Raw genomic sequence first — 1,693 nt, forward strand, 5'->3', positions numbered from 1 at the left:
GAACTGATCATTTAGCGCGGGCGAGTCGGCGCCGCATCAGGATGATCATGGCCCACTGGACCATGGCTTCGTGGTGTTCGAGCAGGCGTTCGTAGTCACGAACGCAGCGGCGGTGCTGGAAGATCCAGGCCAGGGTGCGCTCGACCACCCACCTGCGTGGGATGACTTCGAAACCAGTGGTGGTGTCACTGCGTTTGACGATCTCGATGGTGTAGCCGAGTGTGCATTTGGCCCAGGTCACGAGTTTTCCGGCGTAGGCGCCGTCGGCCCAGATCAGGATGATCTTCTCGAACCAGTCCCGCAGCAGGGTCAGGGCGGTGCGAGCACCGTCGCGGTCTTGGACGCTGGCGGCGGTGACGACCACGACCAGCAGCAGCCCGATCGAGTCCACCAGGACGTGGCGCTTGCGACCTGCCACCTTCTTGCCCGCGTCCCAGCCCCGACTGGCCGAACCGACGGTTTCGGCGGCCCGCACCGATTGCGAGTCGATGACCGCCACGGTGGGCTCGGCGGCACGCCCCTCGGCCAGGCGCACTCGTTCGCGCAGATCGTTGTGGACCGCGAGGGTGAATCCAGCGCGGTTCCAGCGGGTAAAGATGGCATGGACTGTGCGCCAGGGGATTTCGTAGTCTGTGGGCAGGTTTCGCCACTTGATTCCGTTATCGACGACGTAACAGATGGCATCGATCACCGAGCGCCGGCAGTACTTTTCCGGGTGACCGCCCCCGCCATCGAGCCAGCTCGGCCACGGCAGCAGCGGTGCGAGCACCGCCCACTCGGCGTCGGTGGCATCGCAGGTATAGCGGCGTTGCCTGGGCGGGCGATCGGTGCCGTGCCCGAATCGGCATGCCACGCAGGCACAACGGGTTTCGGTGATCGGGATGCCAGCGATGATGTTTGCGGAGTAGAACGACATGGCGGGACCTAGTGGAATGGCAAAACGGGGTGTGGTAATTCCGAGTGCTACCACCGGGTCCCGCTCCGCAGGGCCACTGCCACCTCGACTGCCGGTAAAAGTCCTGGTTGACACACAAAAAAGGTGTCAACCACCCACTACACCAGCCTCATTGGCGATCACGAACTTCCCCGAGGGCTGTTGATCGGCCCAGCCTCGCGCGACCAGACGCTTCAACTTCGACCGCAGTCCTTCCACCTTCGCCCGATCGGTGGTCGCGATCCCCAACTCAGCGGCGATCTGCCCGGCCCGCAGCCCATCGGCAGCCTCAGCCAGCACCGCCAGGATCTCGCCGTAATCATCCGGCAGCACCGCCGCCGGGTCCATCCCCACCACCCGCTGCGGCACCAGCATCGCTCCGATCAGCCTGCCCGCACCAAGACCTGGCTGTGACACAACAGTTTTGGTATTACCATCAGAATCCGATCCAGCCGTCCGCGCGTTCTGATCATCAACTTCAGCCCGCTCGTCGAGGATCTCGTCCATCGTTTCGCGGGTGATCTGCAACCTCGACAATCGCTGCTCGGCCGCCTCGAGCTGGTCGCTCAGCTCGGCGATGTGCCGACGCAGCTCCCCGACCTGCTCCGCGGTCGCGGCCTCACGCCGGTCCAACTCCTCACGCCAGGACCCCATCGCTGCCTCCGCCGCACCGACCCCCGATCCGACGATAGGCCCTCGCACACCGCCACGATTCAAAACCACCGAGCCGCTGAACGATCAGTTCCTACACGGGCACTT

The 1,693-nt window shown here is 64.6% G+C and carries 2 protein-coding genes; both read right to left on the minus strand.

Annotated elements, in window-relative coordinates; translation table 11 throughout:
* Nucleotides 1-7 precede the first annotated feature (7 nt).
* The gene (locus ON39_RS34070) at nucleotides 8-970 is read right to left on the minus strand and encodes an IS5 family transposase (RefSeq protein ID WP_246003270.1); all 963 of its coding nucleotides are present in this window, start codon (nucleotides 968-970) and stop codon (nucleotides 8-10) included.
* A gap of 72 nt (nucleotides 971-1,042) precedes the next feature.
* The gene (locus ON39_RS34075) at nucleotides 1,043-1,588 is read right to left on the minus strand and encodes a hypothetical protein (RefSeq protein ID WP_040740394.1); all 546 of its coding nucleotides are present in this window, start codon (nucleotides 1,586-1,588) and stop codon (nucleotides 1,043-1,045) included.
* Between the last annotated feature and the right edge of the window lie 105 nt (nucleotides 1,589-1,693).

The organism is Nocardia tenerifensis NBRC 101015 (assembly GCF_000308715.1).
Taxonomy (GTDB): domain Bacteria; phylum Actinomycetota; class Actinomycetes; order Mycobacteriales; family Mycobacteriaceae; genus Nocardia; species Nocardia tenerifensis.